Here is a 9,387-nt window from a genome sequence, read left to right as displayed (position 1 = left end):
TACAAGAACAACCCGCGCATGAAACCATGGCAGGCGAGAATAGCCGGGCAGTATACCCTTGCGGGGCCTGCTCCGGCAATCACTTTTTTCGCTAACGACACCGGATCGACGATCCGGGCATCGAATTTAGATACGACGACGCTTCGGTGGACGGCAGCCGTTGTGCGGCACTGGCGTCACGTCCTGGATTTCGGTGATCTTGATACCCAGGTTGTTCAAAGCGCGAACAGCCGATTCACGACCAGGACCTGGGCCCTTGATGCGTACTTCGAGGTTCTTGACGCCGCATTCAACCGCGACCTTGCCTGCTGCTTCAGCTGCAACCTGCGCTGCGAACGGGGTCGATTTACGCGAACCCTTGAAGCCAGCACCGCCGGACGTTGCCCAGGACAGGGCATTGCCTTGACGATCGGTGATCGTGATGATGGTGTTATTGAAAGAAGCGTGCACGTGGGCGATGCCCTCGGCAACGTTCTTTTTAACTTTTTTGCGTACGCGCGCTGCTGCTGCGCTGCTCTGTTGCTTGGCCATGGTCGGTTCCTAGTTATTTCTTAAGCGATTGTGCGGCTTTGCGCGGACCTTTGCGGGTACGAGCATTGGTGCGAGTACGCTGGCCACGGCAAGGCAGACCCTTGCGGTGACGCATGCCACGGTAGCAGCCCAGGTCCATCAAACGCTTGATGTTCATGGACAGCTCACGGCGCAGATCGCCTTCGACCACGAACGTGCCAACTGCATCACGCAGTTTTTCCAGTTCGCTGTCGTCCAGATCCTTGACCTTTTTGTCGGTCGCTACACCCGTTTCAGCGCAGATTTTCTTTGCGCGTGGACGGCCAATACCATACACGGCGGTCAGGCCGATGACGGTGTGCTGATGATTTGGGATATTAACCCCTGCAATACGTGCCATTCGTTATTCCTCAATAAATAACGTTAAATTAACCTTGACGCTGCTTATGACGCGGTTCCACGCAGATTACGCGGACAACGCCTTTGCGCTTGATGATCTTGCAGTTGCGGCAGATCCGCTTGACTGATGCGAGAACTTTCATATTTGCACTCTCTTGGATTGGTTCAACTACTTAAAATGTTTTACTTGGTCCGGAACACAATCCGGGCCCGGCTCAAGTCATACGGCGTGAGTTCCACCGTTACTTTATCGCCAGGGAGAATGCGGATATAGTTCATCCGCATTTTACCCGAGATGTGTCCGAGCACCACGTGCCCGTTTTCCAGCTTTACTCGAAACGTTGCATTGGGAAGATTCTCAAGAATCTCGCCTTGCATTTGTATGACGTCGTCTTTTGCCATTCGGTTTGTGCACTCCTGGGCGCTTATCGCGTCGGAATTCCGCCCTTGAAATTGGCCTTGCGCAGCAGTGATTCATATTGCTGCGACATGACATAGTTTTGTACTTGCGCCATGAAGTCCATGGTGACAACCACAATAATCAACAGGGAAGTACCGCCAAAATAGAAAGGTACTTTCCATTTGGCTTGCATAAATTCCGGCAACAAGCACACTAAGGTGATGTACACCGCTCCGGCCAGTGTCAAGCGCATCAGGATCTTGTCGATATAGCGTGCGGTCTGGTCACCTGGACGAATCCCGGGAACAAAGGCGCCGCTCTTCTTCAAGTTATCCGCTGTTTCCTTGCTGTTAAATACCAGCGCCGTATAGAAGAAACAGAAGAACACGATTGCCACTGCATACAACAGCGCATGGATAGGCTCACCAGGCCCCATCGATGCTGCCAAGTCCTTCAAGAAACCGATCACGGGGCTCGTTGTTTCCTTACCCTTGGTGAACCAGTCCACGATCGTTGCCGGGAACAAGATGATCGACGACGCGAAGATTGGGGGAATCACACCCGCCATGTTCAGCTTCAGAGGCAGATGGCTCGACTGGCCGCCATACACCTTGTTACCGACCTGCTTCTTCGCATAGTTGACCAGAATCTTGCGCTGACCACGTTCGACGAATACCACGAAGTACGTTACGACTGCCACCAGTGCCACGATCAGAATGGCCGATACAGGACCAATCGCATCTTTCTCAACCAGGGTGAACAGGTTGTGCAGTGCGCTAGGCAAGCCAGCAGCAATACCAGCAAAGATGATGATCGAGATACCGTTGCCCAGACCGCGCTCGGTGATTTGTTCACCCAGCCACATCAGGAACATGGTACCGGTCAACAGCGTTACGACCGTCACGAAGCGGAATACAAAGCCCGGGTCGATCACCAGATTGGCCTGATGCTCCAACGCCACGGCAATGCCGAAGGCCTGGAACAGGGCCAGTGCCACCGTTGCATACCGGGTGTACTGGGTAATCTTGCGGCGTCCTGCTTCGCCTTCTTTCTTTAAAGCTTCCATCTGCGGCACAACGATCGACACCAGCTGCATGATGATCGAAGCCGAGATGTACGGCGTGATACCGAGTGCAAATACTGCAAAGCGTTCCAGCGCGCCGCCCGAGAACATGTTGAACATGCCCAGGATGCCACTTTGGTTCTGCTTGAACGTCGAAGCCAATACGCTCGGGTCAATTCCGGGAACCGGAATATGTGCACCGATACGATAGACGACTAAGGCGCCAAGCAAAAACCAGAGACGACTCCACGGGAAACCGGCAGCTGCACTCTTACCAAGTTGTGAATTAGTCGCCAATTTGTGCTCCGATCAAGCTGTTAGCTTGCAACTTACGCTACCGAGCCGCCAGCTGCTTCGATTGCCGCTTTCGCGCCTGCAGTGACTTTCAGGCCTTTGAGGTTCACCGCTTTGGTGACTTCGCCGGACAGAATCACGCGCACATCGCGCGCCAGCACGGACAGGATGCCTGCTTGCTTGAGCACCAGGATGTCGACATCGCCGACAGCCAGGTTGTTCAGGTCCGACAGACGTACTTCCGCTTTGAACGTTGCATTGAGCGACTTGAAACCACGCTTAGGCAGACGGCGTTGCAGAGGCATTTGACCGCCTTCGAAACCGACTTTGTGGAAACCGCCCGAACGCGACTTCTGACCCTTGTGGCCACGACCCGAGGTCTTGCCCAGGCCGGAGCCGATACCGCGGCCTACGCGACGCTTGTAATGCTTGGCGCCTTCAGCTGGTTGAATTGTGTTCAATTCCATGAATTTCTCCGTGACTTAAGCCCGAGGGCTTAAGCAACAACTTTAACGAGGTACGAGACTTTGTTGATCATGCCGCGCACGGATGGGGTGTCCTGCAACTCGGAAACCGAGTTAACACGACGCAGGCCCAGGCCGCGAACGGTGGCACGGTGATCTTGACGCGTGCCGATCAAACCCTTGACCAATTGTACTTTGATGGTGTTTGCCATTTTTTTTCCTCTTAGCCCAGGATGTCTTCGACCGACTTGCCGCGTTTAGCAGCGATGTCGGCAGGAGTGCTCATTTTTGCGAGGCCGTCGAGCGTTGCGCGTACCAGGTTGTAAGGATTCGACGAACCGGTCGATTTCGCTACAACGTCAGTCACACCCATCACTTCGAAGATAGCGCGCATTGCGCCGCCGGCGATCACGCCAGTACCTGGCTTGGCTGGCATCATCATTACTTTCGATGCGCCGTGACGGCCCGAGACGGTGTGCTGCAGGGTACCGTTCTTGAGAGGCACCTTGATCAGGTTGCGACGGGCTTCTTCCATTGCCTTCTGCACACCAACCGGTACTTCCTTCGACTTGCCCTTGCCCATGCCGATACGGCCATCGCCATCACCAACAACGGTCAGTGCTGCAAAACCCATGATACGACCACCCTTGACCACTTTGGTCACGCGGTTGATCGCGATCATCTTTTCGCGCATGCCATCATCCGGCTTGTCGCTTTGCATTTTCGCTTGCATTTTTGCCATGACGATTCTTCCTTAGAACTTCAGACCGGCTTCACGCGCGGCTTCTGCCAGCGCCTTCACACGGCCGTGGTAACGGAAACCGGAGCGGTCGAACGCAACTTCGGTAATCCCTGCTTTCAGTGCTTTCTCGGCGACGCGCTTGCCGATCAGTGCGGCAGCGGCAGCATTGCCACCCTTGCCGGACTTGCCTGCCAGTTCGGCGCGCACTTCGGCTTCGGCGGTCGAGGCCGAAACCAGGATTTTCGCGTCCGGGCTGATCAGGTTGGCGTAAATGTGCAGGTTGGTACGATGTACCGACAGGCGATTTACTTTCAGCTCCGCAATCTTGATGCGGGTCTGGCGTCCACGACGCAGACGTGATTCTTTCTTGTCCATGGTCAGCCCTATTATTTCTTCTTGGTTTCTTTAAGCTTAACCACTTCGTCCACATAGCGGACGCCCTTGCCTTTGTAAGGCTCAGGGGAGCGGTAAGCGCGCACTTCTGCAGCGACCTGACCAACCTGTTGACGATCGATACCCTTGATGATGATTTCGGTCGGGGTTGGGGTGGCCACGGTCACGCCTGCTGGCATTTGATGCGCAACAGGATGCGAGAAACCCAGCGAGAGATTGAGCTTGTCGCCAGCGGCTTGGGCTTTGTAGCCCACGCCCACCAGGGACAGCTTCTTCTCGAAGCCTTTGGTCACGCCGGTCACCATATTGTTGACCAGGGCACGCAAGGTGCCGGACATCGCATTCGACTCACGGCTGTCGTTGACTACGTCAAACGTCAGGGTGCCGCCATTGTTTTCTACTTTAACCAGGCCGTTCAGGCTCTGGGTCAGGGTGCCCAACGGGCCCTTGACGGTGATCGCTGCTGCAGTGATCGCCACATCGGCGCCAGCTGGGACAGCGATAGGCATTTTAGCTACTCGGGACATCGTCTACTCCTTAAGCCACGTAGCAAATAACTTCGCCGCCGACACCGGTGGCGCGAGCTTTGCGGTCGGTCATCACGCCTTGCGGGGTCGACACGATAGCAACACCCAGACCGTTCATCACGGTAGGGATCTCATCTTTGCCTTTGTAGATGCGCAGCCCTGGACGGGATACGCGCTCGAGGCGCTCGATGACCGGACGGCCAACGTAATACTTCAAACCGATCTTCAGTTCCGCCTTGCCACCAGCTTCGGTGACGGCGAAATCTTCAATGTAACCCTCGTCCTTGAGGACGTTGGCAATCGCTACTTTGACTTTCGACGATGGCATGGCCACGGTCGTTTTTTGAACGCCTTGTGCATTGCGAATGCGGGTCAGCATATCGGCGATAGGATCGCTCATACTCATTGCATATTCTCCTATTACCAGCTTGCTTTAGTCATACCCGGAATTTCACCACGCATGGCGAATTCACGGAGCTTGATGCGACCCAGACCGAATTTACGGAATGTGCCACGTGGACGGCCGGTGACGGCGCAGCGGTTACGCTGACGGGTCGGTGCCGAGTTGCGCGGCAAGGCCTGCAACTTCAGACGGGCTTCATAACGTTCTTCTTCCGTCTTCGACTGGTCATCGATGATGGCTTTCAGAGCTGCACGCTTTGCGGCGAATTTCTCCACCAGGTCTGCACGCTTCTGTTCGCGGTTAATCAGTGCTAGTTTTGCCATGATCTCAGTTTCTGAACGGGAATTTGAAGGCGGCGAGCAGAGCTTTCGCTTCGTCGTCGGTCTTAGCGGTTGTCGTGATGCTGATATTCATACCGCGCAACGCGTCAATCTTGTCGTATTCGATTTCAGGGAAGATGATCTGTTCCTTGACACCGATGTTGTAGTTACCACGACCATCGAACGATTTGCCGTTGACGCCACGGAAGTCACGCACGCGCGGCAGAGCCACGGTGATGAAACGATCCAGGAATTCATACATGCGGGCACCACGCAGGGTGACCATCGTACCGATTGGATAGCCTTCACGGATTTTGAAACCCGCGATAGCCTTGCGCGACTTGGTGGTCACTGGCTTCTGGCCGGCGATCTTGGTCAGATCGCCAACAGCGTGCTCGAGAACCTTCTTGTCGGCGATCGCTTCACCCACACCCATGTTCAGGGTGATCTTGGTCAGGCGTGGCACTTCCATTGCCGATTTGTAGCCGTACTTCGCTACCAGGTCAGCAACGACCTTATCTTTGTAAAACTGCTGGAGACGGGCCATGATTAAACCTTCACTACTTCGCCGGAGGACTTGAAGACACGGACTTTCTTGCCGTCTACGTCTTTGAAGCCCACGCGGTCTGCCTTGCCAGTCGCTGCATTGAACAATGCAACGTTGGACACGTGAATCGGCATAGTCTTATCGACGATACCACCAGTTACGCCGGTCATTGGGTTAGGCTTGGTCGCTTTTTTAGCAACGTTGACGCCTTCAACCACGACATGCTCAGCATCGACGCGACGCGAAACCAGCCCGCGCTTGCCTTTGTCTTTGCCGGTCAGAACGATGACTTCGTCGTTTTTACGAATCTTATCCATTACGACTCCTTACAGAACTTCAGGTGCCAGGGACACGATCTTCATGAACTTCTCAGTACGCAATTCGCGCGTGACTGGTCCAAAAATACGGGTACCGATCGGCTCGAGTTTGGCGTTAAGCAGTACGGCGGCATTGCCGTCGAACTTCACCAGGGAGCCGTCTTGGCGGCGCACACCTTTAGCGGTACGCACAACCACAGCGTTATAAATTTCACCTTTTTTGACACGGCCGCGTGGCGCAGCAACCTTGACGGTTACCTTGATCACATCGCCAATGCCAGCATAACGGCGCTTGGAACCGCCCAATACCTTGATGCACATGACTTCTTTGGCACCGGTATTGTCGGCTACTTCGAGCCGGCTTTCAGTTTGAATCATAGTATTCTCTTTCCCAACTTAAGCCGAAGAATCCCCACAGCGTGGGCCTGTCGGTCAGTCTTGGTCCCGCCAGACGCCCCTGCTGGAGCCCCTGATTGGGTGATGGACTTTCCATAAACTTTCGTTCCAGACCGCTGCCACCGGGGTGACTAATAATGCGGCAATACATGAACGAAGCCCGCTAGTATCACACAATACTGGCGGGCCCGCAAGAACTATTTATCCGGAAGCTGGCTGCCGCGTTGCTCTGCGGCCTCCCCATCCGGCACTGCTGGTATTGCTTAAGGCTGTTAGATTACCTGTGCTGCTTGCACAACTTTGGTAACGGTCCAAGCCTTGGTCTTCGAGATAGGACGACCTTCCTGGATCTCGACGGTATCACCCATCTTGACCTGGTTGGTTTCGTCATGCGCGTGATACTTGTTCGAACGCATGATGATCTTGCCGTACAGCGGGTGCTTGACGTGGCGCTCGATCAGGACGGTAACCGTCTTGTCCATCTTGTCCGAGACAACCTTACCAACCAGCGTACGCTTCAGTTTAGTAGTTTCGGTCATTTGGCTTCCTTCGAGTTCATTACCGTCTTCACACGCGCGATGTCGCGGCGTACCTTCTTGAGTTGCGAAGTGTTGCTCAGCTGCTGCGTTGCGATTTGCATGCGCATGCCGAACTGGGCCTTCAACAATTCATTCAGCTCTTTTTCAAGCGCTGCCTGGTCTTTGCCGCGGAGTTCTGTTGCTTTCATTTACGACTCCTTATTAAGTACCAACTTGGCGTACGACAAACGTCGTGGCCAGTGGCAGTTTGGCGGCAGCCAGGCGGAATGCTTCGCGTGCCAGTTCTTCGGCAACGCCATCCATTTCGTACAGTACTTTGCCAGGCTGGATTTCAGCGACGTAGTACTCCGGGTTACCTTTACCGTTACCCATACGAACTTCTGCTGGCTTGTTCGAAATCGGCTTGTCCGGGAAGATACGGATCCAGATCCGACCGCCACGTTTGATGTGACGGGTCATGGCGCGACGTGCCGCCTCAATCTGGCGTGCCGTGATACGACCGCGGGCAACTGCCTTCAAGCCGAATTCACCGAACGAAACCGCGGTGCCGCGGGTGTGCGAAATGCCGGTGTTACGGCCTTTCTGCTCTTTACGATACTTCCTGCGTGATGGTTGCAGCATGCTTATTCTCCTGCTTTCTCAGCTGGTGCAGCAGCGCCATCGGCCGGCTTCTTGACAGCAGCACGAGCACGTGGGGCGCCAGCTGGAGCTGGTGGTTTAGCGCCGGCTGGACGTGGACGTCCTGCTGGCTTGCCATCGTCACGACGCGGACCGCGTGGCTTCTTCTCGTCAGCCGGGGTATCGATGACTGGCGCATCGCCGTTTGGCGCGCGGTCACCCTTGTATACCCAGACCTTGACGCCGATGATGCCGTAGGTCGTCGAAGCTTCGCTGGTACCGTAGTCGATATCGGCGCGCAGGGTATGCAGAGGCACGCGGCCTTCGCGGTACCACTCTTTACGCGCAATTTCGATACCGTTCAGACGGCCGGACGACATGATCTTGATCCCGAGTGCACCGAGACGCATTGCATTTTGCATTGCGCGCTTCATGGCACGGCGGAACATGATCCGTTTTTCCAGCTGCTGCGAAATCGAATCAGCGATCAGCTGCGAGTCGATTTCCGGCTTGCGGATTTCTTCGATATTCACGTGCACAGGCACGCCCATGATCTTGGTCAGGGCCGACTTCAGTACTTCGATGTCTTCGCCTTTTTTACCAATGACCACGCCTGGGCGCGAGCTGTAGATCGTGAAGCGCGCGTTCTTGGCTGGACGCTCGATAACGATGCGGCCGACCGAGGCGTTTTTCAGTTTCTTTTTCAGGAACGCACGTGCCTTGAGGTCTTCGTTGAGCATGGCGGCAAAGTTGCCATTGCCAGCGTACCAACGCGAAGCCCAGTTACGGGTTACTGACAGGCGAAAGCCTGTTGGATGAATCTTCTGTCCCATCGTGACCCCTTAGTTGCCGACAGTCACGTAGATGTGACAGGATTGTTTCGAGATACGATCACCCCGGCCCTTAGCGCGTGCAGTGAAGCGCTTGAGGATCGGGCCCTTTTCAACGTAGATCTGAACAACTTTCAGCTCGTCGATGTCAGCGCCATCATTGTGCTCGGCGTTCGCGATGGCGGACTCCAGAACCTTCTTGATGATCGTTGCACCTTTTTTCGGGCTGAACTGGAGAATGTTGAGTGCTGCTTCAACTTTCTTGCCACGGATCAGATCGGCAACCAGGCGACCTTTTTGGTCGGACAGGCGCACACCTTTGAGGATAGCTTTGGTTTCCATTATTTCTTCGCCTTCTTGTCAGCGGCATGGCCCTTGAACGTACGGGTCAGTGCGAATTCGCCGAGCTTGTGACCAACCATGTTCTCGGAAACATACACTGGCACGTGCAGCTTGCCATTGTGAACCGCGATCGTCAGGCCGATGAAGTCTGGCGTGATGGTCGAGCGGCGCGACCAGGTTTTTACTGGCTTTTTGTCTTTGTTCGCTTGCGCGGTCTCGACTTTTTTCACCAGGTGGGCGTCAGTGAACGGCCCTTTTTTCAATGAACGTGTCATGTCTTATC

At 54.9% G+C, this 9,387-nt stretch carries 21 protein-coding genes; all 21 read right to left on the bottom strand.

What is annotated here, in order from left to right:
- Positions 1 to 126: 126 nt before the first annotated feature.
- The 21 genes from rpsK to rpsS all read right to left on the bottom strand — a co-directional run bounded on the left by rpsK (position 127) and on the right by rpsS (position 9,379).
- A complete protein-coding gene (rpsK, locus tag BUC24_RS23225) occupies positions 127 to 531 on the bottom strand; it encodes a 30S ribosomal protein S11 (RefSeq protein ID WP_008444339.1) in 405 nt (134 codons plus the stop codon).
- 13 nt (positions 532 to 544) lie between these two features.
- A complete protein-coding gene (rpsM, locus tag BUC24_RS23220; protein WP_073222600.1) occupies positions 545 to 910 on the bottom strand; it encodes a 30S ribosomal protein S13 in 366 nt (121 codons plus the stop codon).
- A gap of 28 nt (positions 911 to 938) precedes the next feature.
- The gene (rpmJ, locus tag BUC24_RS23215) at positions 939 to 1,052 is read right to left on the bottom strand and encodes a 50S ribosomal protein L36 (RefSeq protein ID WP_010394471.1); all 114 of its coding nucleotides are present in this window, start codon (positions 1,050 to 1,052) and stop codon (positions 939 to 941) included.
- Positions 1,053 to 1,092: 40 nt separating this feature from the next.
- Positions 1,093 to 1,311 (bottom strand): translation initiation factor IF-1, encoded by a 219-nt coding sequence (infA, locus tag BUC24_RS23210; protein WP_005663428.1) that lies wholly within the window; start codon positions 1,309 to 1,311, stop codon positions 1,093 to 1,095.
- Between the two features lie 23 nt (positions 1,312 to 1,334).
- Positions 1,335 to 2,669 (bottom strand): preprotein translocase subunit SecY, encoded by a 1,335-nt coding sequence (secY, locus tag BUC24_RS23205; RefSeq protein ID WP_073222598.1) that lies wholly within the window; start codon positions 2,667 to 2,669, stop codon positions 1,335 to 1,337.
- 32 nt (positions 2,670 to 2,701) lie between these two features.
- Entirely contained in the window at positions 2,702 to 3,133 is a 432-nt protein-coding gene (gene rplO, locus BUC24_RS23200; RefSeq protein WP_073222596.1) for a 50S ribosomal protein L15, read from the bottom strand.
- Positions 3,134 to 3,162: 29 nt separating this feature from the next.
- Entirely contained in the window at positions 3,163 to 3,342 is a 180-nt protein-coding gene (gene rpmD / locus BUC24_RS23195; RefSeq protein WP_073222594.1) for a 50S ribosomal protein L30, read from the bottom strand.
- A gap of 11 nt (positions 3,343 to 3,353) precedes the next feature.
- Entirely contained in the window at positions 3,354 to 3,872 is a 519-nt protein-coding gene (gene rpsE / locus BUC24_RS23190; protein WP_073222593.1) for a 30S ribosomal protein S5, read from the bottom strand.
- 12 nt (positions 3,873 to 3,884) lie between these two features.
- Entirely contained in the window at positions 3,885 to 4,247 is a 363-nt protein-coding gene (gene rplR, locus BUC24_RS23185) for a 50S ribosomal protein L18 (protein WP_025603765.1), read from the bottom strand.
- 11 nt (positions 4,248 to 4,258) lie between these two features.
- Positions 4,259 to 4,792 (bottom strand): 50S ribosomal protein L6, encoded by a 534-nt coding sequence (gene rplF / locus BUC24_RS23180; protein WP_073222591.1) that lies wholly within the window; start codon positions 4,790 to 4,792, stop codon positions 4,259 to 4,261.
- A 10-nt stretch (positions 4,793 to 4,802) separates the two neighbouring features.
- A complete protein-coding gene (rpsH, locus tag BUC24_RS23175; RefSeq protein WP_025603767.1) occupies positions 4,803 to 5,198 on the bottom strand; it encodes a 30S ribosomal protein S8 in 396 nt (131 codons plus the stop codon).
- A gap of 14 nt (positions 5,199 to 5,212) precedes the next feature.
- Positions 5,213 to 5,518: a 30S ribosomal protein S14 gene (rpsN, locus tag BUC24_RS23170; RefSeq protein ID WP_025603768.1), complete on the bottom strand. Its 306-nt coding sequence runs from the start codon at positions 5,516 to 5,518 to the stop codon at positions 5,213 to 5,215.
- A gap of 4 nt (positions 5,519 to 5,522) precedes the next feature.
- Positions 5,523 to 6,062: a 50S ribosomal protein L5 gene (gene rplE / locus BUC24_RS23165; RefSeq protein WP_073222589.1), complete on the bottom strand. Its 540-nt coding sequence runs from the start codon at positions 6,060 to 6,062 to the stop codon at positions 5,523 to 5,525.
- Positions 6,063 to 6,064: 2 nt separating this feature from the next.
- Positions 6,065 to 6,379, bottom strand: coding sequence for a 50S ribosomal protein L24 (rplX, locus tag BUC24_RS23160; protein ID WP_073222587.1), 315 nt, complete (start codon positions 6,377 to 6,379; stop codon positions 6,065 to 6,067).
- A 9-nt stretch (positions 6,380 to 6,388) separates the two neighbouring features.
- Positions 6,389 to 6,757 (bottom strand): 50S ribosomal protein L14, encoded by a 369-nt coding sequence (gene rplN / locus BUC24_RS23155; RefSeq protein ID WP_008444317.1) that lies wholly within the window; start codon positions 6,755 to 6,757, stop codon positions 6,389 to 6,391.
- A 290-nt stretch (positions 6,758 to 7,047) separates the two neighbouring features.
- Positions 7,048 to 7,314: a 30S ribosomal protein S17 gene (rpsQ, locus tag BUC24_RS23150; protein WP_073222585.1), complete on the bottom strand. Its 267-nt coding sequence runs from the start codon at positions 7,312 to 7,314 to the stop codon at positions 7,048 to 7,050.
- Positions 7,311 to 7,502 (bottom strand): 50S ribosomal protein L29, encoded by a 192-nt coding sequence (gene rpmC / locus BUC24_RS23145; RefSeq protein ID WP_073222584.1) that lies wholly within the window; start codon positions 7,500 to 7,502, stop codon positions 7,311 to 7,313. Before rpmC ends, rpsQ begins: the two co-directional genes overlap by 4 nt.
- Before the next feature lie 13 nt (positions 7,503 to 7,515).
- Positions 7,516 to 7,935: a 50S ribosomal protein L16 gene (gene rplP / locus BUC24_RS23140; protein WP_025603569.1), complete on the bottom strand. Its 420-nt coding sequence runs from the start codon at positions 7,933 to 7,935 to the stop codon at positions 7,516 to 7,518.
- Between the two features lie 2 nt (positions 7,936 to 7,937).
- Positions 7,938 to 8,765 carry a 30S ribosomal protein S3 gene (rpsC, locus tag BUC24_RS23135; protein ID WP_073222552.1) on the bottom strand — a complete coding sequence of 276 codons (828 nt, stop codon included), beginning with the start codon at positions 8,763 to 8,765 and terminating at the stop codon, positions 7,938 to 7,940.
- A 9-nt stretch (positions 8,766 to 8,774) separates the two neighbouring features.
- On the bottom strand, positions 8,775 to 9,107 hold the full coding sequence (gene rplV, locus BUC24_RS23130; RefSeq protein ID WP_178372611.1) for a 50S ribosomal protein L22: 333 nt from the start codon (positions 9,105 to 9,107) through the stop codon (positions 8,775 to 8,777).
- Positions 9,104 to 9,379 carry a 30S ribosomal protein S19 gene (gene rpsS / locus BUC24_RS23125; protein ID WP_025603566.1) on the bottom strand — a complete coding sequence of 92 codons (276 nt, stop codon included), beginning with the start codon at positions 9,377 to 9,379 and terminating at the stop codon, positions 9,104 to 9,106. The genes rplV and rpsS overlap by 4 nt, the downstream gene beginning before the upstream one ends.
- Positions 9,380 to 9,387: the final 8 nt, after the last annotated feature.

The sequence above is a fragment of the Massilia sp. CF038 genome (genome assembly GCF_900129765.1).
GTDB lineage: Bacteria > Pseudomonadota > Gammaproteobacteria > Burkholderiales > Burkholderiaceae_D > Telluria_A.
Note: the sequence above shows the minus strand (reverse complement) of the source record. Positions and strands in the feature narration are given on the sequence as shown.

Excerpts from the sequence above, each read along its gene's own strand:
- rpsK (WP_008444339.1), bottom strand. The coding sequence starts at position 531 with ATGGCCAAGCAACAGAGCAGCGCAGCAGCAGCGCGCGTACGCAAAAAA.
- rpsM (WP_073222600.1), bottom strand. The coding sequence starts at position 910 with ATGGCACGTATTGCAGGGGTTAATATCCCAAATCATCAGCACACCGTC.
- rpmJ (WP_010394471.1), bottom strand. The coding sequence starts at position 1,052 with ATGAAAGTTCTCGCATCAGTCAAGCGGATCTGCCGCAACTGCAAGATC.
- infA (WP_005663428.1), bottom strand. The coding sequence starts at position 1,311 with ATGGCAAAAGACGACGTCATACAAATGCAAGGCGAGATTCTTGAGAAT.
- rplO (WP_073222596.1), bottom strand. The coding sequence starts at position 3,133 with ATGGAATTGAACACAATTCAACCAGCTGAAGGCGCCAAGCATTACAAG.
- rpmD (WP_073222594.1), bottom strand. The coding sequence starts at position 3,342 with ATGGCAAACACCATCAAAGTACAATTGGTCAAGGGTTTGATCGGCACG.
- rpsE (WP_073222593.1), bottom strand. The coding sequence starts at position 3,872 with ATGGCAAAAATGCAAGCGAAAATGCAAAGCGACAAGCCGGATGATGGC.
- rplR (WP_025603765.1), bottom strand. The coding sequence starts at position 4,247 with ATGGACAAGAAAGAATCACGTCTGCGTCGTGGACGCCAGACCCGCATC.
- rplF (WP_073222591.1), bottom strand. The coding sequence starts at position 4,792 with ATGTCCCGAGTAGCTAAAATGCCTATCGCTGTCCCAGCTGGCGCCGAT.
- rpsH (WP_025603767.1), bottom strand. The coding sequence starts at position 5,198 with ATGAGTATGAGCGATCCTATCGCCGATATGCTGACCCGCATTCGCAAT.
- rpsN (WP_025603768.1), bottom strand. The coding sequence starts at position 5,518 with ATGGCAAAACTAGCACTGATTAACCGCGAACAGAAGCGTGCAGACCTG.
- rplE (WP_073222589.1), bottom strand. The coding sequence starts at position 6,062 with ATGGCCCGTCTCCAGCAGTTTTACAAAGATAAGGTCGTTGCTGACCTG.
- rplX (WP_073222587.1), bottom strand. The coding sequence starts at position 6,379 with ATGGATAAGATTCGTAAAAACGACGAAGTCATCGTTCTGACCGGCAAA.
- rplN (WP_008444317.1), bottom strand. The coding sequence starts at position 6,757 with ATGATTCAAACTGAAAGCCGGCTCGAAGTAGCCGACAATACCGGTGCC.
- rpsQ (WP_073222585.1), bottom strand. The coding sequence starts at position 7,314 with ATGACCGAAACTACTAAACTGAAGCGTACGCTGGTTGGTAAGGTTGTC.
- rpmC (WP_073222584.1), bottom strand. The coding sequence starts at position 7,502 with ATGAAAGCAACAGAACTCCGCGGCAAAGACCAGGCAGCGCTTGAAAAA.
- rplP (WP_025603569.1), bottom strand. The coding sequence starts at position 7,935 with ATGCTGCAACCATCACGCAGGAAGTATCGTAAAGAGCAGAAAGGCCGT.
- rpsC (WP_073222552.1), bottom strand. The coding sequence starts at position 8,765 with ATGGGACAGAAGATTCATCCAACAGGCTTTCGCCTGTCAGTAACCCGT.
- rpsS (WP_025603566.1), bottom strand. The coding sequence starts at position 9,379 with ATGACACGTTCATTGAAAAAAGGGCCGTTCACTGACGCCCACCTGGTG.